Genomic DNA, 22,231 nt, shown 5'->3' on the forward strand with positions numbered 1-22,231 from the left:
TTGCAAAACGATTAGGTAACGACTGATACCGATTGGTATTAAGTACGCGGATAGACGGACGAAAAAAACCGCATCCATTAGGGATGCGGTTTTCGTTATCGATTGAACTGCTTTGACTTACCTAATGATGGCTTCGTTTAGAAATAGTAACCGAAGTTGATGTTTAGGCGTTTGTTGGTTTCACCATCACCGACCATAGTACCGCCGATAAAAGGCTGATTCTCTGCGACGACAAAGTCGACATAGGTATACAAGCCGCCAGCAGTTATGGCCATGCCAGTTACGTTCATAAAGGTATCAGCTTGCATTGACGGTTTGTCGGTAACTAATGAGTAATCATTATAGAAAGTCAGATTGGATATAGGGCCAATATCAACGGGAAGGCTATAAGCGACGTTGGCGATATAGGTAGTTGCTTCTGACGGAATTGAGTCGTAGAAGTGGTAGGCGGCGACGACAACACGTTCTAGATCCATACCATCAACATCGTATTTATAGTCAGTGACCTGCAACTTAACGTTCCAGCGGTCATAGTTAATCACACCATGTAAGGCGGCTGCGACGTTGTCGCCATCGGTACCACTTTCAATCTCCAGTTGACCAGCTTGCAATGACACACCCAGTTCAATTTTTAGATCATCAAATGCCATATTATGGGCATAACGGCCATTGAACGTATTGAGTTCGGCTGCAGCATTCCCGTCACTCGGGGCATCATAGATCCCTTCGCCTGGTAAGCGAATCCCAACCACGTCATAGGCATAACGGTCGGTTCGGTCAGAGACATAACCATCAAGGCCACCTTGCTCATCATTTTTGTAGAAAGCGAGGTCAAGTTGATTATTGTCACCCTTATAGGTGTAATTAAGGCCTAAATCATAGTCATCCTCTAAGCCTAGGTAGAAGTTAGAACTAAAGAAGTAGTTATTAGACGCGTAAGTCAAAATACCAAACGGCACCTGAGTCACACCAATTTTACCTTGTTGTTTATCATCAAAGTTGTAACCCACCCAAGCATGATGGATGACGTTCATGTACTCGAACCAGCGGTATTGCGCTGAAAAAATGATGTCGTCGAGGTTGCCATTAACATCTATGCGAAACAGGTCGAAGTCAAAATCACCACTACGATCGCTATTGCCATCGTTATAGTCTTCATAGGAGTATTGGAAACGGGCTGCACCGCCAAATTTAATGGCGTTGCCTTTATCTTGCGCTGTCTGCTCTTTGTCAGACTCCAACTGATCGATACGCGCTTTAAGCGCCGCGATCTCTTCATCTACTGGCGCAGCATAGGCGTTAGCGGTGAGTGCTAACGCAATACAGGAGGCCACAAGTGTATGTCGAATCATCATTTATCCTTGTTTGCTCAAATTGTTTTGTGAGTCGTTGTTAGTAGAAGAACCTGATTGCTAGGCACAAGTGATTCTTCCTAGTTTCGTTGGTTTTATGGTATTTGCTACTCTCAGTTGGGACTCAACGGTGAGTCCCATTTATCAGCGTTCATACTCATATAGCGAATGTATTGTATACATGCCGCCCTTAATAATAGTTAGTGTTGAAACTACTCGTGCTGGTTTTTTGTCGAGCGACCATTATTGTTTAACTCTTATTTTCCAAAATATAAGAAAAAGATATTAAAAGTAGTGGTTAAACCGTAACATATGCGGCCTTTGCTTAACAGTTTTGTGCGTAAAAGTTGTTATCTGAAACGAATTTTCGTATTGGCATTGTTAGTGGACTAACTAATTTTGGCGGCTTAGAAACCTAAATTTAGGACGACGCTGTTGATGCCTAGCCTTTTAACCTCTGATTTGAGGTGGAAACAACGTCGGTGAGGTTTGTGTGTTAGTGAGGTGTCAAGCAATGACATTTTATCAGGCTTTTTTAGCATGGTTAGCGCTGATTAGGTTACGGCTGTCAAAACCTTCAATAGATTGGCGGTGGGGTTTACTGAATGTCTGCTGTCGACTTTTTAGACTGCAAGCCAGGTGTATATTTTGAGTAAATTTGATCGTGTAGCGGACTGTCTTTTAATGCTTCAAAGTGCTGATTAAATGCATCTCTTGCTGCTTTGCTTCTAAATAAAAAACCACAATGGTTTTGTCCAAATAACGGAAACATATCCACGCTCTGCTGGGTATTTATGATTGCTTTTTGGCTTACTAAGCCCTGATAGTATTTGAAAATTTGTAAGTCCATCTGGATCACATCGACCCGTTTGAGGTAGAGCATTTTGATTTGGTTTTCTTGATTGTAGGTTTCAGCATAATTGGGGTTCGCGCGAACCATCTCGACATATTCCCCACCCAGTGTATTCGCTGCACCTTGCCAAGACAGCACGTTTAAAGTGGTTAAGTCCATAATCTTGTCAAATTGATAATTGCGTTCAGAGAGTGAAATTGCAAAATTCTCATAGCGATAAAACAGCAGTGATAGATAACCTTCGAGACCTTCTTTGGCTACCATACTGGGGGTTATATCGGTAACCACATCAACCTGATGCTTTATATAGGCTGTCACACGTCTAGCATAGGGGTAGTATACCGGCACGACTTGATACCCCGCGGGCTCAACACTGGCACGAGTGATATCCAGCAAAATTCCGCTATCGGTATCGGCAAATACCCATGGGGGTAAACTATTTCCGTAGGCAATTCTCAATGGCGTAGCACCTGCAACCGTCGGCCAAATAAATAACGCCACAGCGAGCCATTTCAAGCAGGCTCTTGGAATAAGAATCAAGAACTCAGTCATCCGTATGGGTCCAGTATGCACAGTTAAGCGAGTGCATTAAGTATAATGCATAATTTTCTACCTAGATTGGCATGCAAATCCATGCATCGAAATCTTCTGGTCATCCATAGTGAAGTAACACTGCTCGATTGGGTGTGCTCTGCAATTGTTTGTGTGCCTGTTGCTAGCCTGTAATGGCAGCTGAAAATGATCGGGAAGGGATTGGCTTGCTCGACGGTCAAGGCCATTCGCTGCGAGGTGTTGAAGCGCGTGTTGAGTTAGGGCGAAAATTCGGATTAGATGTACCAGATCAAGAAGGGGCGACTTTGTTAGGCAGTGACTTCGGCCTTGATTAAGGGGGGATTTTAGCGTGCCCAAACAGCCCCTTAATAGAGTGGGGCTGTTTGGGCACAGTGTGGTTTGACGATGTCGGTGCGGTCATTAAGCTGGGTAGCGTCATGACCGCCTTTATCTATTTGGCGAAACTTAGCAGATGTTGTTTGACGTCGTTAGAGGTAAAAGCCTGATCGATACTGGTGCGGTAGATGTTGTAGTAATCCGCTTCAGACAGATCAAATGTTTGCATGATTTTGCGCACTTCATCGGTCATTGTAGTATTCGATACCGTGCGGTTGTCGGTGTTGATGGTTGTTGGTAAATTATCATCGTAAAATGCCTTGATGGGGTGGTCACTGAGCACCTCAACCGCTTTGGTTTGAATATTACTGCTCGGACAAGTTTCTAAGCCAACATTGTGCAGTTTAACTTGCTGATAGGCCCCTTCATGACTCGTGATATGAATACCGTGTCCAACGCGCTGAGCATGAAGCAAAGTGATTGCATCAAAGACGTTTTGGCCAACGCCTTGCTCTCCCGCATGAATGGTGATGTTGTAACCTTTTTGTTTAGCGTATTCAGCGTAAGGAATAAACGCTTCGCAAAAGCCGGGTAACTCGGCTCCCGCTAAATCAAATGCTGCAACACCTTTGTTAAGAAACGCTGCACCGGCATCAATGACGGCGTAGATATTGTCTTTGGGGAAGGTTCTTAATATCGATAAAATATAGTTACCCTTGATATCATACTTTTGCTCAGCGCGTTGCATTCCTGCAACGGCGGCCGCAATAATGTCATCAAAGCTAAGGCCTTGCTGTTGGTGCAACTGTGGACCAAAGCGGACCTCTAAATATTTAACATTTTCTAGGGCAGCATCTTCAAACAACTCAAAGGAGGTGCGCTCAATGGCGTCGGCGGTCTGCATCACGGATAGTGGCAGCTCGAAACGCATTAAATACTCTTCTAAGTTGGGACAGGTTTCCGGCGCAATCATCAATGCATTGATTTCATTAATGTCTTGGCTGGGTAATGATAGATTTTGGCTAGCTGCAAGATCGATAATTGTTTGTGGGCGAACACTACCGTCTAAGTGACAATGAAGATCGATCTTGGGTAAGCTTAAATAATTCATGAGTCTCTACCTTTATGAGATAACGCCAAATTTGCTCTATTAATGAATGCAAGCGCTCGACTTCCATACTGATTATAGATAGACAATATCTGGCTGGGTATAAAGTTACAGACTTCATAATCAAGAATTTAAGGCTCTTGGTAGAAACTCCCAAACCATATTATTGGGATTATACGAAGCGATTTTTCGGACTATACCATCCCAGATACTGCCATGCAACGGCCGTAATGTGTTTATGTTAATGGAATATCTCAATAGTGTGAAGCCAATATAGTTGAGTCGCTAACAAAAGCAAAATGCCAGCTATAGCGACAGATTGTGATTGGTATAAAGAGTGTTTATTCCTCTTTCGGGGCGATTACCTAATGAAGAGTGAGTGCGGTAGGTTGAACACGCTGTTGATCTGACTGTGGCCAATAACGCTTATCGACAATGTATAGCGTAATATCAATCGGTGGTTGTTTATGAGTCATAAAAAAACGCCTAGATCACTCTAGGCGTTTTTATTTATTTGCTGTCAGTCATGACGATACAAACTCAATTCATTCAGTCTGAGTTAACCCGTCTAATCTAGCTATTAGACTTAATGAAGTCGATGATTTTATCGAATGGGATATCTTGCTTTTCACCCGTGCGACGATTCTTATATTCGAATACGCCATTGTCGATGTTACGATCTCCAATCACGATAACATGTGGCAAACCAATTAGCTCCATATCGGCAAACATCACACCTGGGCGCTCTTTACGGTCGTCAAACAGTACTTCGATACCCGCATCATTAAGGTCTTTATACAGCTGTTCAGCCATATCTTTGACGCGATGTGACTTATGCATGTTCATCGGTAAGATACCGACTTTGAATGGCGCAATGGCTTCTGGCCAGATGATACCGCGATCATCATGGTTTTGCTCAATGGCTGCGGCAACGATGCGGCTAACACCGACACCGTAGCAACCCATGAGTAGGGTTTTTGACTTACCGTTCTCATCTAGAACGTTAGCGCCCATAGACTCTGAGTAGTTAGTTCCTAACTGGAAGATATGACCCACTTCGATACCGCGCAGTAGACCGATAGTACCTTGACCACATGGGCTGGCTTCGCCTTCAATCACATTACGTAGGTCGGCTACCTCTGCTTGTGGCAGGTCTCGCTCCCAGTTAATACCCACATAATGCTTACCATCTTGGTTAGCACCAGCTGAAAAATCGCTCATGATATTAACACTGTGGTCAATATATACTGGGATCTCAAGGCCAACTGGACCTAATGAACCAGGTCCTGCGCCAAGGGCTTTACGGATATCGGCTTCATCGGCCATTTCGAACGGTGCAAGCACCGCGTCAATTTTTTCCGCTTTCACTTCATTTAGCTCATGATCGCCACGAACGATGATAGCAACTAGCGGTGTCTCCTCGCTCGCACCCTTAACTATAATGGTCTTAACTGTTTTTTCGATAGCGATACCATGTTGCTCAACCAGCTCTTCGATAGTTTTAGCATTTGGCGTGTCGATAACGCTCATTTCCATCGTTGCTACGCCACGAGGCTCTGTTGGGATTGGCGCTTCGGCTTTCTCGATGTTAGCGGCGTAATCACTCTCAGTAGAGTAGGCGATTAAATCTTCACCACTATTGGCCAGTACGTGGAACTCATGGGACAGGCTACCCCCGATTGAACCGGTATCGGCCAATACAGGACGGAAGGCTAGACCCATACGGCCTAGAATATTGCTGTAGGCGCTATACATGTCTTGGTAGGTGGCGTCCATCGTGTCTTGATCAAGATGGAAAGAGTAGGCATCTTTCATCAAGAACTCACGTGAGCGCATCACACCAAAACGTGGACGTACTTCATCACGGAACTTAGTTTGGATCTGGTAAAGGTTTAGTGGTAACTGCTTATAAGAGTTCACTTCTTTACGCACGATATCGGTGATCACTTCTTCATGGGTTGGGCCTAAGACGAAGTCACGGTTGTGACGGTCTTGGAAGCGCAGTAGCTCAGGACCAAACTTTTCCCAACGACCCGTTTCAACCCAAAGATCTGCTGGCTGAACCATGGGCATTAAGATCTCAACAGCACCTGCATTGTTCATCTCTTCACGAACGATTGCTTCAACCTTACGCAATACACGTAAGCCTGTCGGCAACCAGCTGTAAAGACCTGATGCGTTACGACGGATCATACCCGCACGTAGCATTAATTGATGACTAATCACCTCAGCGTTAGCTGGGGTCTCTTTTTGTGTTGACAGCAGGTACTTGCTAACTCGCATTCCCAATATCCAGTTTAATAGTGAAATAGGCCGACATTTTAGCACCCTGTGTCTTGATGTCACCTAGTTTGTGAGCTGGTTGAGTCGCGATTGCCTGCGGGGAGGGACTAACGGCTAAAACCACGCTAAATCGATGATGTGTCAAAGAGTGAACAAAGATGACAAGGTTCAAATATGCCCTTAAAAACCCTAGCGGTACCGAATATGTCGCACATAAAGCGGCTTAAAATTTGCTTTATTAGTACGAACAAGGATACTTTTGCTAAATTGGAACCATTGCAGTGCCATTAACATTTTGTGTCGAGAATATTCGGCCTGCTAATAGCTTGCTAGGCTCGCCTAGCGAACAGGGAGTTTGACTATTGGAAATAAGAGTCGCAACACGTTCAGATTTACCCGCTTTTTTTGAATACCTTGATAAGCAGATAAGAGAGAATGGCGCTGATGACTTTCCACTGTTTCAGCCCATGTCCCGTGACGAGTCATATTTGAACGACGCGATGAGAACGCGCTTTACTCAAGGTATCGACAAGATGATAGGGGAGAGTGGTTGGCGTAAAATGTGGTTAGCAATGGTCGACGACAGGGTGGTGGGTCACATAGATATTCGACCGCATCCAGAGAATCATACCCAGCATCGTGCACTATTGGGGATGGGCGTTGACTTGGCGATTCGTGGTCAAGGCCTTGCTGGAAAATTGCTTAATACCTTGTTTGATTGGACGGCGAATAGCAGCCATTTGGAGTATCTTGATTTGTGGGTGCTATCTGATAATCAAGCGGCTTATAAGCTCTACCAGCGCAATGATTTTATTAAATGCGGTGAAGTGAATGACATGTTCAAGATTGATGGTCGCTCACTCTCTTACACCATGATGTCGCGTCGAACTGCGCTCTAATCTCATCAGGGATTAATCGAATAAAAAGGGAGGCTTTCGCCTCCCTTTTTCAATCCTTTTATAAGCCATCTTGCGCGCGGCGCTTCTTAAAATCAGAGGCTTCGAGCCATTTAGGCCAATCACTGCTATTGGCTAACTGATTTAATATATCGCTGATAAGACTCAAATCTTGCGCGACGCCACCAAGATCCCAATTGGGAGCATAATCATCGGCTCCCTGATGGTATTTATGGGCGATATAGTCTGGGTCGGTATCACCTAGGCTCATAAACATTAAGCCTGGTACGCCTTGCTTGGCGAGCGCAAAATGATCTGAGCGGAACATCAAGCCATTTTGGGGACGCGGATCGGCTTTAACCCAGCGACCGTTCGCTTTCGCTGCCTTATCTAAGTAGCTCTCTAGCTCAGAGACTCCTTCACCATAGCGTAAAATGTAATCGACCCCTTTACCAACATTCATGCCATCGATATTTAAAAATGACACCAATTTTTTGGTGGCAACGGGAGGATGCTCGGCAAAATATTGCGCCCCAATCAGTCCCGTTTCTTCGGCGGTAAAGGCGGCAAATAGCATAGAACGTTTTGGCGCATCATCACCTGTTAACCCTTTGAAGTGACGGGCAAGTTGCAATACCCCTGCGACGCCAGAGGCATTGTCGACTGCACCATTATAAATACGTGTTTTGCCATCTTGAACCGTTTTACCTAAGTGATCCCAATGGGCATGCATCACTAGCCACTCATCTGCTTGGCTGGTGCCTGGCAACAAGCCTGCAATATTATAGGAGGTGGCGAGCTCAATCTCATTGTCTAGCGTGAGGTTGGCTTTTAGATTGAGGGGAATGGCTTTGAATCCGGGCTTGGCAGCGGTTAGCTTGAGTTGATCGTAATTGCGTCCTGCAGCGGTAAATACCTTTTGTGCCACACTGTGCTGTATCCAGCCCATGACGCCAACTTGAGACAAGTTGTTATTGTTATCCACTAAAGTGTATTTGGTGTTGGTATTGCTGTTTTGCACCACATTCCAGCCATATGCTGCGGGTGCGGTCTCATGGACGATAAATACCGCTTTCGCCCCTTGTCTGGCCGCTTCCTCATATTTATAGGTCCAGCGCCCATAATAGGTCATGGCGTTGCCTTTAAAGAGGTTGGGATCTTGGGTGGCAAAACCGGGATCGTTGACCAGTACGATAACGGTTTTGCCTTTAACGTCGATATTGGCATAATCGTTCCACTTATATTCAGGCGCATTAATACCATAGCCAACGAAGATAACGTCGCTGTTGTTGACGGCGACTTTTTCTTGGATCTGCTGAGTACGTGCGGTGAACTCTATGCCATTGTTAAAGCTTAAATCACCGATGTGGAGCTGCATCGTTTGTGCGGCGCTGATCTTTGCCATCGGCACACTCTGTTTGTAGCTGTCACCAAAGCCTGGTTTTAGGCCCATCGCTTTATAGGCTGTTTCAAGGTAATCAAGAGTGAGTGTTTCTCCCTTTGACAAGGGGCCGCGTCCTTCGAACTCGTCGCTGGCGAGGGTTTGTACGTCTTGACGGAAGGAGGCTTGGTCAAACACAAATGGTGCGGCACTGGCGGCTGGCAACAGCAATAGGCAGAGCACACCCAAGAGGCGAGAGGTATTCACAGACGACGTCCTTTAGTGATGATTATGGATGTTATTGTTAGCGCATTGTAACGCTAATTCCGTCGATGATGATAGTTTATGAGCAAGGCATTGCCACAGTCGGAAGGTGGCGTATATGGTTGATCCGCTTTACCCTATCTTTTATCTCTTCTATCGCCAATGATTTTGGCTGGATTACCGGCGACGATGGCGTAATCGGGCACATCTTTGGTGACGACTGCGCCCATGCCAATGACCGCGCAATCACCTATGGCGACACCATCGACAATACCCGCTTGAGCACCAATCCACACATCCTTACCGATAACAATGCCTTGAGAGTTAGCGCTTTGCTGGTAGATTGGACTATCTGGCGACATGCCGTGGTTAAAAGCGTAGATGGTGACATTATTGGCGATGCGAGTTTGGTCACCAATGATGATTTTTCCTCGGCCACCATCTAATGAGCAGCCATGGTTGATGGCGACTTCGTTGCCCATAACAATAGGACCGTGTAAAAAACTATCGGCGGCTATCATACATTGGTCGCCCATCACGATATCACGCCCCGGTTCGGCAAACAGTTTTGCTTGTGGTGCGATAAAACAGTTGTTACCAATGGATACGGTTTCTACTGCCATCAAATGGGCTTGAATGGCGTCTTGCCAAGGTCTGGCCCAGCTCAGGTGTTTTGGCTTTAATGAGAAATAGAGCCAAGGCATGTAAGCTAAGCGTTGCTTATGTTGGGCTTGATAATCAATGGCCTCAGACATGTTTTCGGTCCAAGTCCTGTTGTTCATTGGCGCCCTCGGCTATGGTCGAGCGCCGTATCGCTTCGACGATTATCACTTCATCAACCACTCGCCACAAAATATCTAAATCGTATAGTGCGACTTGATACTGCTTAGGGTCGGCTTTCGCTTTCTTGTAAGCTGGTCTTGGGTCTTGGGCGAGTACGCCTTCAATAATAGCTTGCAGGTTAGGGTATTGTTGTTGCTCATATTTGGCCAATTGAGCGACCACATCATTAGCAAATTTAACTTTGGCTAATATAGGTGCCTCATGGGCAATACCACCCTGTGCATCGCTAATGGCATCGGAAAAGGGGATGTAAGGTTTAATGTCTAAAATGGGCGTGCCATCGAGCAGATCCATCGCCGAGATCTCTAACACCACCTTACCTTTGCGCTGATGGATGCCGTGCAGTTTCACTACGGATTGACCTATACCGTTGGGTCGAAAAGTTGAGCGAGTCGCAAAGACCCCTAATTTTTCATTGCCGCCCAAACGCGGTGGTCTTACCGTGGTTTTCCAGCCCTGTGCTAAGTTTTCGTGAAAGCTAAATAGCAGCCAGATGTGAGAGTACTGCTCAAGCCCACGTACAGTGTCGATATGATTGAACGGGGCTTGTAGTTCAACATATCCGCGGGCGGCCGTGACTAGGCCTGGTTGTCTAGGTATGCCGAATTTTTGCTTATAGGGGCTGCGGCAAATCGCCACTGCCTGAATTTCACGGGTCATGGTCATTAATTAGGTTTCTTCTGCGGTGCAGGGCGATGATAGATTAGTTAGCTTTAGCCGTTGGTGTGAGAATCGCTTGGCCAACACAGATTGCACGGGTAACGCAGGCCTGGGTGGCTTCTTCAAACATAAGGCAACGTTTGACCAATAGTCCATTAGCCCCTTTGTCTGCAGCGGCACGGCGTGCTGCAGTGCGTGCTTCGCTGATAGACGCAGGCACATCATTTGCGCGTGCTTGGCAAGACTCGCCTTCGACTAAACCTTTGACCTCATAGACCTCACTGGGCTGGCTACCCTCTTGGTAAAGCACGACATCGGTGACGGCAAAATAGTCGTTAATGGCTTGACCATCTAAGTTACTGTTGAAGGTGTATTCACCTGCACAGCCACCTAAGAGTAAGGCGAATAAAGCGAGCGTTGTCTTTTTCATGGTAAAGGCCTGTGTTGTGGGGCCAGCCAATGTAGATCAGGATAACTGACCTACATTGAACTGTTTAGGGCAAAATTCTAACGCTTTAGATACTTTTGATAAAGTTGTTGTTGACGATTATTGAGATCTATTTGGCGACCATCGATAAACAGCGCTTCAATCTTGCTCGATAATGGGTCAAGAATGTCGCCAGCAGAAATGATTAGGTTGGCTTTATAGCCGACGCCTATCGCGCCCATATCCTCAAGACCTAAGATTTTTGCGGCATCTAAGGTGATGCTTTTTAGCGCCTCTTGGCGGCTGAGTCCGTAAGCAACGGTTTGGCCTGCGGCGAAGGGCAAGTTACGCGCGTTCCAATCAGAGCTAAAACCGAGGGCAAAAGGGATATCGGCTTGCTTTAACAGTGATGGGATCTTAAAGCTCATCTCTGTCGGTTCATCGGTGCGCATCGGCAGGCTTAAGGTGCGGGTATAGATAACCTTAGCGTCGACCTCTTTGAGTTGGTCTGCCACACGCCAAGCATCATATCCGCCTACAATCACCAGCTTAAACTGGTAAGGCTTTGTCATCGCAATGGCTTGCTCAATCTGCTCGGCGCTATTGGCGTGCACAAATAGCTGACCTTTCCCTTGATAGAGGGATTGCATGGCTTGCCAACGGTTGTCGGTTTTATCTATGGTGCCAGCCTGCGCCGCCATATGGTACCTATAGCCGTCGATGAGTGTGGTCTCGATAGTATCGAGTTGCGCATCATATTGGGCTAATTGCTTTTTTTGTGTCTCTTCGTCGTGGGCAAGGCGCCTAAGGGTTGGCCAATAAAGATGAAATTGTGCTTGGGTTGGCACTAAAGCATCTTCAATGGTCCAACTGTCTAATGACACCAGTGATGACTGACCCGCTAGTGCTTCACCTTGGGGCACGACTTGAGCATGGGTAATGCCATTAACGCGGACGGTGGGGATGATCTCTGAGTCAGGATTAAAGGCACTTATTGCCAGTAGTTGTGGGTTGCTTTCGCCTGCCTCATAACTGTCGTTACTCGGGCGCATCATTTCCACTTCCACTAAGCCCATGCTGGTGTCTAGGGCGATTAAGCCAGGGTAAACATGTTTGCCTTTGGCATCAATAACCTGTGCATCTTGAGTACTGACCTCTGGTCCTATGGCCACAATCTGCCCCTGCTCAATGCGCAGTGAACTGCCCGTTTGTACACCATCAATGACGGTATGTAAGGTGGCATTTTGAATGACAATTGGCCCTTGTTGAGGGCTGGCTGGCACCATGTCGTGAGCTAAAACAAGGCTACTGCTTAGTGCACAGGTGACGGCTAAAAGTCTTGGAAATTGTTTCATTAGTGCGCCTCCGTTGCCGCTGTTTGATGCCAAACGTCATATTGTGTATCGCAGTGCCATTCCGGTTCGAGGATTTCGGCTGGTTTTTCGCCCTCTACCGCAGGATGTTCACTTTGTAATATGGCTTGGATCAATGCGGCGCGCTCTGTTGCAACAGCAGTCTGCATCGCTTTGTCTTGCTGGCGGTCAAAGTAGCGACGTCCCTCAATCCAGGTGGCATCAACTGTGGCATATACTGATAAAGGTGAGTTATCCCACAGTACTAGATCCGCCTGTTTACCTCGCTCGATTGAACCGACATATTCATCGATACCAAGTTGCTTGGCAGGATTAATCGTCAGCATATTCCATGCGTCGACCTGACTCATGCCGCAATACATCACAGACTTAGCTGCTTCTTGATTGAGGCGTCGTTGCATCTCATAGTCGTCAGAGTTAATGCTGGTTAATACGCCCTTGTTGTTCATTAAGCAGGTATTTTGCGGAATGGCGTCATACACCTCAAACTTGTATGCCCACCAATCGGAGAACGTTGAAGCATAGGCACCATGTTTTGCCATCTCATCGGCGACCTTGTACCCTTCCAAAATATGGGTGAAGGTGCCAACGCGAAAATCATAGGCTTCGGCGAGCCGTAAAAACATTAAGATTTCAGATTGCACGTAGGAGTGAATATGCACTTCACGCTCGCCTTTGAGCACTTGGCTTATCGCTTCTAGGCGGTAGTTAGGCTTAGGCGCTATCTGGCGACGTTTCTCGCTTGAGCGTAGATTTTGATAATCACGTGTGGCCTTGTCATAGGCTAATGCTTCATTAAAGGCTTCTTCGAAAAGCGACCTGACACCCATACGACTTTGTGGAAAGCGACGGGTAAAGTTATCGCCCCAGTTACTCTGTTTAACATTTTCCCCTAAGGCGAATTTGATACTGGCGGGGGCTTGGTCAAACTTAATGCCCTCGGCATCTTCGCCCCAACGCATCCGAATTACTTGCGCCTGCCCACCGATAGGATTAGCGCTGCCATGCAGCAGTTGAGCTGTGGTCACACCACCTGCCAGCGCACGATAGATTCCGATAGAGTCTGGATTGAGTACATCGCTGATGCGAACTTCAGAGGTGATGGCGTCGGTGCCCTCATTCGTACCGCCATTGAGGGCGATATGAGAGTGCTCATCAATAATCCCGGCGGTAATGTGTTTGCCAGTTCCATCGATCACCTGGTAGCCAGAAGGCGTTGATAGCTTTTGCCCTACCTTTTCTATTTTTCCTCGTGTGATTATTAGGTCGCTATTGGTCAATATCCCTTCGGGCGTTGATGTCCAGATGGTGGCATTTTTGATATGTAGCTTTTCGGTTTTTGGTTGATTTAGCAAACCATAAGCGACATTGGGCTGTGTCAGCCGTGAGATTAACATCTTACTGGGCTTGTTGGTTTGGTCAGATTCTTCCGCCTCTTTAGCCAACTGAACACCTGCGACTGGGTGGGTGCGGTTATTTTTGTCTAACATGCGTCCATGGATCCCTTGCTCGTCAAACCAGAGTGTAAAGCGGTTGACGCCATCAAAACCTGCTTGGCCCATATCGGCATTAAAGGTGAGTCGCTGCTTGGCGTAGCTGACATCTCGTAGTGTGATCTCCTGTTCGCCGCTGCTTAAGAGCCCTTTAAGCTTGTCACCGGTTTCAATGCTTAGATCTAAGGTTAAATCACCAAGACTTATTTGGTAATCATGGTTTAACCACTGCTGGTCGCGCGAAATAAGCGCTGTTTCTTGGCCTTGTAGCCAAACGCTGTGGATTTTCCCGTTATCAAATAGATCCCCATTTGCGATAACTAAGTCAGCCATGTAGCCAGCTTTTAACTTGCCGCTAAACTCACTTATTCCTGCTATTTCTGCGGCATCAGTGGTTAACGCTGCAAGCGCCGCTTGTTTACTTAAACCCGCTTTGACCGCTTGTTTAAGGCGTGGCCAAAATGCGTCGGGTTTGATGCCATGCTGAGTCAAGGCAAAGGGGATTTCTGCGTTGGCGATAACCATTGGGTTACTTGGCGCTCTGTCCCAATGCCGTAATTGTGCCAGCGGAATTTGGCGTTCACTGCCATCATCTTTTACTTTTGGCGCCGCAGGGAAATTAAGCGGCAAAATAAGGCTATATCCGGTGGCCTTAATTTCATCTATTCGTACATATTCTCTTCCACTTGCTAATAAACTGCCTGGTAATTGATGCTCATTCAGTAACCGGCCTGCGCGTAATAATCCGTTAAGGTCATTGCTAGCAAATATCGTTGGCTCTTTTTCTATATTGGCTAAACGGGCCAAGGCGATATTAAATTCTATTTTCTCATTAGTGGTGTTTGAAAAAGATTTATCGATATTGGCGTTATACCATTTTGCATCAGCAAGAGTTTGTCTGATTAGCGCCATACTGCCCATTAATGAACTGGGGTAATCTTGCAACGAACTGCCTTTATCGAATGCCATTAAATGGCTAGACTTGGCCTGATAGATAATGTCGTTGGCTTTTAATTGTGCCAATGACACTGTGGTGGCTCGGCCTCTAAAAATACCGTCTTGGAGTCCGGTTTGCACACTGGTAAAGCCATTATTGACCCACTTTTTAGCAGCTTCACTATCAGGGTAGATATAGTTAATCCACTCTTTTTCTGCATGGACGGCCCCATTTTCAGCATTACCGCCGATACGCTTAATTTCGTAAACCGGTGGGCTGGTCGTTTCCTGAGGGTATTTAAAATCGATGCCATACTCGGCATAAGGATCAATAAACCCCGGGTAGATAGTGTGGCCAGTTAAATCGATAATATACGCATCTTGAGGGAGCTTTCCGTCGGTGATGACAGCGCGTATTTTACTATTCTCTATCAGTAGGGTGGCATTATCGAGTTGTTTACCGGGTTCTACCATCAGCCTTGCATTGGTTAACGCAGTTAATTTTGGTGTATTATCAGTGAGTTGACTGTTTGCTTGCAGTGTTGGACTCATCAATATACCCGCTAGTATCGATAGAGTCGCAAGAGAGTGAGCGTTAGACATAGTTATTATTAGGCTTTACAGAGCGTGAAGATGGTCAAAGATTATCTTAATTTGTGAACAATTACCAAAGTGGCGTGTGCTTGTGAGATAAAATTTATGCTGGTCTTATCAGTTTATCATTTAGCGGTATTGTAAACGCGCCAAGTTAGTTCAACGCTGTCGACGAAAAAATAAAGCCAACATAAATATGTTGGCTTTATTTCTGACTAAGTCATTTACTCACTTAGTTTTGCAAAATGTGTTAGATAAGGAAGTCTTCTAGACTCTTACCATTGTCTAACTCATTTTTAAATACAGTCGGTGTACGACCTTGGCCCGTCCAAGTGATTGTTTCACCATCGACGACAATTTTATATTTAGCTGGACGCGGGGCACGTTTCTTCGGTGCCGCTTTAGTCGCTACAGCACCTAAATCATCAATAGATAAACCGACAGCTTCCATCTGTAGGCGGATCTCTTCGATTTTTGCATTACGTTCAGCCATTGCTGCACTTTCTTCTTCAGCTTGCTGGGCTTTTTCAGTGATGATTTTTTCAAGCTTAGCTGCAACATCTTTTAAATCTTCAACTGACAGTTCTTTAACAGCAGCTTTAAAACGGCGACCATGGGTCAAAATATCTAGAAATTCGCTCATGTTAATAAATTCCTGCTCGAATATATAAAGTAAATATGATTACGGCGTTAATAATAGAAACTAATATCCGCTTTATCAAACTAATTAAATAATTATTTAGCTATATATTGTAAATATTATTTCATAAGGGCAATTTCGGCTTAATTAGCTACTGTAATTCAGGCCATACATCCTAGACACAAACAACTGTTTGACTTCTTGTTGACGTTAACGTCAATGGCACGTAAAGTGACATAAGTTTGTGATAGCTCGCTATGCACTATTTTGTCCAGATTAAAGACGTAAGAAGGAAGCCTTATGAAAGTTTTGGTGCCAGTTAAACGCGTCGTCGATGCCAATGTTAAAGTCAGAGTTAACGCTGACAATACTAATGTCGATACCGCAAATCTTAAGATGGCGATTAACCCATTTTGTGAGATTGCTGTAGAAGAGGCCGTTCGTTTAAAGGAAGCTGGTGTTGTCAGCGAAATCGTTGTCGTAACGATTGGCCCTAAAGCGGCACAAGAGCAACTTCGTACAGCCATGGCACTTGGTGCTGATCGCGGTATCCATGTTGAGACCGATGATGAGTTTGCATCGCTTTCAATTGCTAAGATGCTTAACGCGATTCAAAATCAAGAACAGGCACAGTTAATCCTTCTGGGTAAACAATCTATTGATGGTGACAACAACCAAACAGGCCAGATGTTGGCGGCGCTTGGTAACATGCCACAAGCGACTTTTGCTTCTGAGGTCAAGGTTGAAGGTGACAGTGTTATTGTGACTCGAGAAATCGACGGTGGACTCCAAACCCTTAAGATGCCTATGCCTGCGGTGATCACCACAGATCTGCGTTTGAACGAACCTCGTTACGCAAAACTGCCAAATATTATGAAAGCAAAACGTAAGCCACTCGATACTGTTACGGTTGAAAGCTTAGGTGTGACGTTGAAGCAGCATCAAAATATCGTCAAGGTTGCACCGCCAGCGCAGCGTCAAGCGGGTGTGATGGTTGCGTCTGTGGAAGAGCTGGTTGAAAAGTTAAAGAATGAAGCGAAGGTGATCTAATGGCTATTTTAGTAATTGCAGAACATGATAATGCGACCCTAAAACTAGATACGGCTAAAGTCGTTGCCTGCGCTCAGGCAATTGGTGCTGACGTTGATCTATTGGTTGCAGGAGATGATTGTAGTGCAGTGGTTGATGCTGCGAAACAGTTAACGGGTGTGCGCAAGGTATTGGTTGCCGATAATGCCGTGTATGGCAATGGTATTGCTGAAAACCTAGGTGATTTATTGGTGTCGATAGCCGCTGATTACCAACATATGTTAGCAACCGCATCGAGCTTAGGTAAAGATGTCATGCCACGCGTTGCGGCGCTACTTGATGTCGCGCAGATCTCTGAAGTGGTTGAAGTGGTTAGCGAAGATACTTTTGTGCGTCCTATCTATGCTGGTAGCGCATTGGCAACAGTGCAGAGTTTAGATGCGGTCAAAGTAATGACCGTTCGTAGCAGTGCATTCGATGCCGTTGCCAATGATGGCAATGCAGAGGTGGTCAGCTTAGATGGCGTATTTAACAGTGCGGTAGAGTTTGTGTCGCAAACTTTGACTAAATCTGAGCGCCCAGATCTGGGTGCTGCATCAGTGGTGGTTTCAGGTGGCCGAGCGATGGGTAGTGCAGATAATTTTGCAATACTTGAGCAGCTTGCCGATAAACTTGGCGGCGCACTAGGTGCCTCACGTGCTGCAGTGGATGCGGGTTATGTGCCTAATGATCTTCAGGTTGGACAAACGGGTAAAATCGTTGCACCGGATCTCTATATCGCTGTAGGTATCTCAGGTGCGATTCAGCACTTAGCCGGGATGAAAGACTCTAAGGTGATTGTGGCGATTAACAAAGATCCAGAAGCGCCTATTTTCCAAGTTGCTGACTACGGTTTGGAAGCGGATCTGTTTGATGCGGTGCCTAAGCTACTTGAGCTTATTTAAAATTATGTAAACAGTTGGTGAATGCGTTGGTGTTCATTACAATCTTATTGTGATATAGATCACAGCGAGCGGCTTTGAGGTAGCATCCTTTAAGCCGCTTATGTTTTTATGTGCCTCACGTTGACCGATAGTGACATTGGTTGGCGTCCTGAGACGTAGAGGTGCATTAAATATCAGTAGTATTCGTTAGGGTGATGCCGTATAGCGAATAGGAAAGGATTTGGTGCCGAAGTGGTTGAGTTCATCAAAGCTCGCTGCTGGGGCTGTCATCGAATAGAGACAGCACTGCCATAGTGCTTTTTATCCGGAATGATAAAAAGATTGTATACCGAAGCATGGTATCACTATGGAGCGCTACTGATAGGACAGGTGAGGTATCGTTAGCTATATGCCACCAGTTCAGTTGCCCTCCATTCGTAATTAAACGAAGACAATATAAAACAATGACAACTTTGAGTTATGCCGATTCGGCACTTTCTTTGCTGCCGCCTGTAGTAGCGATTCTGCTTGCGATTTTTACACGCCGTGTTTTGCTCTCTTTGGGGTTAGGGATCCTGCTCGGTGCCATTTTTATTGCCGACTATTCACTCTCGGGCACAGGGCAATATCTAGGTCAGCAGGTGGTGGGACTATTTTGGGATGATGGTTCCTTAAACAGCTGGAATGTTTATCTACTCGGCTTTTTGATTTTACTGGGGATGATAACAGCGCTGATCACTGTCAGTGGCGCGGCTAAAGCCTTTGCCGATTGGGCACGTCAACATATCCGTAGTAAGCGTGATGCCAAGTTACTCACCATGTTCTTAGGTTGTGTGGTCTTTATCGATGACTACTTTAACAGCTTAGTGGTGGGGAGTGTCGCGCGTCCATTGACCGACCGCTACTATATTTCACGCAGTAAACTCGCTTATTTGCTGGATTCAACTGCTGCGCCGATCTGTGTGATTTCACCAGTATCAAGCTGGGGCGCGTATATTATTGCCCTCATCGGCGGCATCTTAACCGCACATGGCTTTACCGACACGGGCCATTTGAGTGTGTTTATTCAGATGATCCCCATGAATTTCTACGCCATCTTTGCGCTATTGCTGCTACTTTGCGTTGCCTTTATGGGCTTAGATGTTGGCCCAATGCGCCAGCATGAACTCAATGCCCAAAAAGGCATATTATATGATGAGAGCAAAGGCTTACCGCCAGGCGCAAACAGTGATCTACCCGAGGCCGATACTGGTAAGATTCTGGGTCTGTTTTTACCGATAACTGTATTGGTCTTTGCGACTATCTATTTCATGATCAGCAGTGGCGCTGACGCCCTCGCGGCCGACAGCCTGCCCTTTAGTGTGATTGGTGCGTTTGAAAAAACTGACGTTGCTTCATCACTTTTTTACGGGGCTATCGTTGGTTTACTGGCGACTTTAGTGTTGGTTGTTAGCCAAGGGCTAGACAAGAAGTTAATTGTTAAAGGTGTCGTTGCAGGCGCACGCTCTATGCTGCCAGCTATCTATATCTTGTTGTTTGCGTGGACCATCGCCGGTGTCATTGGACAGATGGAAACCGGTAAATATATGGCTAGCCTAGCCACGGGTAACATTCCGTTTGCTCTGTTGCCTGCGGTACTGTTTGTACTGGCTGGCCTGACAGCATTTTCAACAGGCACCAGCTGGGGAACGTTTGGGATTATGTTGCCTATCGCCGCCGATATGGCGATGGGGACGCATACCAATATGATGTTACCTATGTTAGCGGCTGTGTTGGCGGGGGCGGTATTTGGTGACCACTGTTCACCTATCTCTGACACGACCATTTTGTCGTCAACTGGCGCTAACTGTCATCATATCGACCATGTGCTTACCCAGCTACCTTATGCCGTGATAGTGGCGGTGATCAGTCTTGGTGGTTATACAGTGCTTGGCTTTACTGAGTCATTAGCTGCTGGATTGGCAACCTGTAGTATCTTGTTTGTGATAAGTATTTTTATACTACGTCACAAGGCAAACCAGCCGGTTAGCTGATTTTGAATGTGTTTAGATAATAAAAATGCCGCTAAATTAGCGGCATTTTTTCTGGGTTGATTGCTGGGTGATAAGCCTAATTTAGTCCACGACGCTTAAGTAGCGCATCTGTGGTGGGGGCTTCACCGCGGAAGGCTTTATAGGCTTCCATTGGAGGGATGCTATTACCCACTTCACGAATGGTCTTACGGAACTTCATCCCTATCTCACGGTTTAAGCCGCCTTGCGTCTGTACGTAAGCAAAGGCATCGGCCGCTAAGATCTCACTCCACATATAGGCATAGTAGCTGGCAGAGTAGCCACCTGGGAATGCATGAGCAAAGTAGGTCGACTTATAGCGTGGTGGCACGGCGGCGATATCGACGCCATGTTTTTTCAGTGCTGCCGCTTCAAACTGTGCAACATCTTGCAAGGCGGCGTCTGCAGGCAGTGAATGCCACTCTAAATCTACCAGAGCTGCAGCCATATACTCGAGTGTATCGAAGCCTTGGTTAAAGCTGCGAGATTTGAGCAGTTTGTTTAAAAGCTCCTTAGGGATCACTTCACCTGTCTGATAGTGTTTGGCGTAATTGGCTAACACTTCTGGGTGCGCGGCCCAATCCTCTTCGAAAGTCGATGGGAACTCAACAAAGTCACGGGATACTGCCGTTCCAGATAGGCTAGGGTAGGTCACCTTTGAGAACATGCCATGGGTACCGTGACCCATCTCATGGAACATGGTGGTGACTTCATCGTAGCTGACGAAGGTTGGCTCGCCATCCGGTGCCTTTTTGATGTTCATGACATTGACGACTACAGGCTTGCTGTTTAATAGTGTTGATTGGGTCACGAATGAGCTCATCCATGCACCGCCACGTTTGCCTTCTCGGGCAAAATAGTCGGCGTAGAAGATAGCCATTGAGCTACCATCGACATCAAACATCTCGTAGGCTTTAATATCTTCATGGTATACAGGCAGATCAGGACGTGGTTTTAAGGTGACACCGTAGAGTTTTTCTAGGGTAAAGAAGACACCATCTTCTAGTACGCGGTTGAATTCAAAATAGGGTTTGATTGAAGCTTCATCGAGATCGAATTTTTCCTGACGCACTTTTTCGGCATAGAATGCCCAATCCCAAGGCGCTAGCGTAAACTGGCCGCCCGTTTTGTTGATCATCGTCTGAATGTCGTCGGCTTCTTTTTGGGTGTTGGCCACAACAGCTGGAACCATAGAGCCAAACATCTCGTATACAGCTTCAGGCGTTTTAGCCATCTGCGGCGTCAGGCGATAGTCAGCCCAGCTATCATAACCTAGCAGTGCCGCACGCTCGGCGCGCAGCTGTGCTAGGCGTGATACCAACGAGGCGGTTTCATTGTCACCGCTCATGCCGCGATCAGAAGAGGCTTGCCAGACTTGTTGGCGTAGTTCGCGATTTTCCAGTTTAGCCAATATCGGCTGACGGGTGGTGTTGGTAATACTGATAAGGTACTTCCCCTCATGACCTTGTGCTTTGGCGTCAGCCTTTGCTGCGCGGATTTCACTGTCGGAGAGGCCTTTCAGTTCACCTGCAGAATCAACGATGACCGCGATCTCTTTAGTGAGTCTCAGTAGGCGCTGACTAAATTCGTTGGTCAGGGTTGATTGCTCTTCATTAAGCACACGAATTTGGGCTTTTTGGGTGTCGGTTAACTTAGCGCCAGCCATGACGAAACGTTGATGGTAGATCTCAATGAGGCGCACTTCTTCGGCAGTTAGCCCTAACTGCTGGCGTTGCTGATAAAGGGTGTCGATACGGGTAAATAGCGCCGAGTTAAGGTGGATGTTGTCAGAGTGCGCCGCCATTTTGGGGGCCATCTCACCTTGAATTTTCCGCAAGGTTGGGTTGCTGTTGGAGCCCGCTAAATTATAGAACACCTTTGAGGCGCGGTTCAGTAGTTCGCCACTGGTTTCTAGGGCGACGATAGTGTTTTCAAAACTCGGTTGCTCGCTGTTATTAGCAATCGTGAGTACTTGCTGATAATGCGCCGCAATGCCTTGTTCTAGTGCAGGTTGAAAATGGATGTCTTTAATGATGCTAAAGTCAGGTGCTTGATACTGAAGTAAGCTGGCACTCATCAATGGGTTTTGACTTTGAGGTGCGGCTATAGCTGGGGAGTTTGTGGTGTTATCACTTAACGAACAGCCTGAGATCATCAATGTCGTGGCTATCGATACTGCAAGTAATGTTTTACGCATGTGTGGAAAAGTCCTCAATTGTTGTATGACTATTATTCTT

General features: G+C 46.3%; 17 protein-coding genes and 2 riboswitches. Of the genes, 5 read left to right on the plus strand and 12 right to left on the minus strand.

Annotation, left to right across the window (positions count from 1 at the left end; translation table 11 throughout):
* Positions 1–137 precede the first annotated feature (137 nt).
* Both L876_RS0109005 and L876_RS0109010 read right to left on the minus strand, forming a co-directional pair.
* Entirely contained in the window at positions 138–1,352 is a 1,215-nt protein-coding gene (locus tag L876_RS0109005) for a porin family protein (RefSeq protein ID WP_028763506.1), read from the minus strand.
* Between the two features lie 598 nt (positions 1,353–1,950).
* Complete coding sequence (locus tag L876_RS0109010; RefSeq protein ID WP_051413043.1) at positions 1,951–2,757, minus strand: substrate-binding periplasmic protein; 807 nt, start codon at positions 2,755–2,757, stop codon at positions 1,951–1,953.
* Positions 2,758–2,930: 173 nt separating this feature from the next.
* Between L876_RS0109010 and L876_RS22725 the strand changes: the two genes are divergently transcribed.
* Positions 2,931–3,092: a hypothetical protein gene (locus L876_RS22725; RefSeq protein WP_156029394.1), complete on the plus strand. Its 162-nt coding sequence runs from the start codon at positions 2,931–2,933 to the stop codon at positions 3,090–3,092.
* Positions 3,093–3,208: 116 nt separating this feature from the next.
* Here the strand turns inward: L876_RS22725 and add are convergent, their stop codons facing one another.
* Entirely contained in the window at positions 3,209–4,204 is a 996-nt protein-coding gene (gene add, locus L876_RS0109020; RefSeq protein ID WP_028763508.1) for an adenosine deaminase, read from the minus strand.
* A 97-nt stretch (positions 4,205–4,301) separates the two neighbouring features.
* Positions 4,302–4,401: riboswitch (purine riboswitch) on the minus strand.
* A 373-nt stretch (positions 4,402–4,774) separates the two neighbouring features.
* Positions 4,775–6,484 (minus strand): proline--tRNA ligase, encoded by a 1,710-nt coding sequence (locus tag L876_RS0109030; protein ID WP_028763509.1) that lies wholly within the window; start codon positions 6,482–6,484, stop codon positions 4,775–4,777.
* A 362-nt stretch (positions 6,485–6,846) separates the two neighbouring features.
* Here L876_RS0109030 and L876_RS0109035 point away from each other — a divergent pair, with 362 nt between their 5' ends.
* Positions 6,847–7,383, plus strand: a complete 537-nt coding sequence (locus tag L876_RS0109035) for a GNAT family N-acetyltransferase (protein ID WP_028763510.1) — start codon at positions 6,847–6,849, stop codon at positions 7,381–7,383.
* Between the two features lie 58 nt (positions 7,384–7,441).
* On the opposite strand, the gene L876_RS0109040 is transcribed toward L876_RS0109035, so the two are convergent.
* From L876_RS0109040 to L876_RS0109070, 7 genes are all read right to left on the minus strand, one after another.
* Entirely contained in the window at positions 7,442–9,004 is a 1,563-nt protein-coding gene (locus tag L876_RS0109040; RefSeq protein WP_428829718.1) for a M28 family metallopeptidase, read from the minus strand.
* A gap of 158 nt (positions 9,005–9,162) precedes the next feature.
* The gene (locus L876_RS0109045; RefSeq protein ID WP_156029395.1) at positions 9,163–9,780 is read right to left on the minus strand and encodes an acyltransferase; all 618 of its coding nucleotides are present in this window, start codon (positions 9,778–9,780) and stop codon (positions 9,163–9,165) included.
* On the minus strand, positions 9,773–10,534 hold the full coding sequence (gene tsaA, locus L876_RS21435) for a tRNA (N6-threonylcarbamoyladenosine(37)-N6)-methyltransferase TrmO (protein WP_051413045.1): 762 nt from the start codon (positions 10,532–10,534) through the stop codon (positions 9,773–9,775). The genes L876_RS0109045 and tsaA overlap by 8 nt, the downstream gene beginning before the upstream one ends.
* Positions 10,535–10,571: 37 nt before the next feature.
* Positions 10,572–10,958 (minus strand): Rcs stress response system protein RcsF, encoded by a 387-nt coding sequence (gene rcsF / locus L876_RS0109055; protein WP_028763513.1) that lies wholly within the window; start codon positions 10,956–10,958, stop codon positions 10,572–10,574.
* A gap of 77 nt (positions 10,959–11,035) precedes the next feature.
* A complete protein-coding gene (locus tag L876_RS0109060) occupies positions 11,036–12,310 on the minus strand; it encodes an amidohydrolase family protein (protein ID WP_028763514.1) in 1,275 nt (424 codons plus the stop codon).
* Positions 12,310–15,309 (minus strand): amidohydrolase family protein, encoded by a 3,000-nt coding sequence (locus L876_RS0109065; RefSeq protein ID WP_248674540.1) that lies wholly within the window; start codon positions 15,307–15,309, stop codon positions 12,310–12,312. Before L876_RS0109065 ends, L876_RS0109060 begins: the two co-directional genes overlap by 1 nt.
* 292 nt (positions 15,310–15,601) lie before the next feature.
* Positions 15,602–15,994, minus strand: coding sequence for an H-NS histone family protein (locus L876_RS0109070; RefSeq protein WP_028763516.1), 393 nt, complete (start codon positions 15,992–15,994; stop codon positions 15,602–15,604).
* A 297-nt stretch (positions 15,995–16,291) separates the two neighbouring features.
* Between L876_RS0109070 and L876_RS0109075 the strand changes: the two genes are divergently transcribed.
* The 3 genes from L876_RS0109075 to L876_RS0109085 all read left to right on the plus strand — a co-directional run bounded on the left by L876_RS0109075 (position 16,292) and on the right by L876_RS0109085 (position 19,976).
* Positions 16,292–17,041: an electron transfer flavoprotein subunit beta/FixA family protein gene (locus L876_RS0109075; protein WP_028763517.1), complete on the plus strand. Its 750-nt coding sequence runs from the start codon at positions 16,292–16,294 to the stop codon at positions 17,039–17,041.
* Positions 17,041–17,964: an electron transfer flavoprotein subunit alpha/FixB family protein gene (locus L876_RS0109080; protein ID WP_028763518.1), complete on the plus strand. Its 924-nt coding sequence runs from the start codon at positions 17,041–17,043 to the stop codon at positions 17,962–17,964. Before L876_RS0109075 ends, L876_RS0109080 begins: the two co-directional genes overlap by 1 nt.
* Before the next feature lie 148 nt (positions 17,965–18,112).
* Positions 18,113–18,329: riboswitch (Lysine riboswitch) on the plus strand.
* 78 nt (positions 18,330–18,407) lie between these two features.
* On the plus strand, positions 18,408–19,976 hold the full coding sequence (locus L876_RS0109085) for a Na+/H+ antiporter NhaC family protein (RefSeq protein ID WP_028763519.1): 1,569 nt from the start codon (positions 18,408–18,410) through the stop codon (positions 19,974–19,976).
* A 76-nt stretch (positions 19,977–20,052) separates the two neighbouring features.
* Here the strand turns inward: L876_RS0109085 and L876_RS0109090 are convergent, their stop codons facing one another.
* The gene (locus L876_RS0109090; RefSeq protein WP_028763520.1) at positions 20,053–22,191 is read right to left on the minus strand and encodes a M3 family metallopeptidase; all 2,139 of its coding nucleotides are present in this window, start codon (positions 22,189–22,191) and stop codon (positions 20,053–20,055) included.
* Positions 22,192–22,231 lie beyond the last annotated feature (40 nt).

Source organism: Shewanella colwelliana ATCC 39565 (assembly GCF_000518705.1).
GTDB classification, from domain to species: Bacteria; Pseudomonadota; Gammaproteobacteria; order Enterobacterales; family Shewanellaceae; genus Shewanella; species Shewanella colwelliana.